1 pseudogene is annotated in these 246 nt (G+C 64.6%); it reads right to left on the bottom strand.

The features are described from left to right. Window positions 1-246: pseudogene (locus SB751_RS34025) on the bottom strand (replication initiation protein); the annotation flags it as partial.

Below are 246 nucleotides of genomic sequence, written 5' to 3'. Positions count from 1 at the left end.
AACGACTGTCGCGCGATCTCCCGCTCAGATTCACCCTGCTCGTCGTACAGCTCGCGTGCTTCCTTGCGACGGTATGCCGAGTATTCACCAAGCAGTCGGGCTTTGAGGTCGTCGGCCGGCGCAGTCATCGCGGCCTTGCCGCCACCCGACGGCAGTGCCTCGACCGGCGGCGCGTAGCCTTTTTTCAATGCGTCCTTGAACAGTGCGGGCGCACTGCGCACAGGCGGCAAGGACGTGCTGCGCATG

The sequence above is a fragment of the Cupriavidus sp. SIMBA_020 genome, from assembly GCF_046535395.1.
Taxonomy (GTDB): domain Bacteria; phylum Pseudomonadota; class Gammaproteobacteria; order Burkholderiales; family Burkholderiaceae; genus Cupriavidus; species Cupriavidus campinensis.
This window is presented reverse-complemented; position numbering and strand designations above follow the sequence as displayed.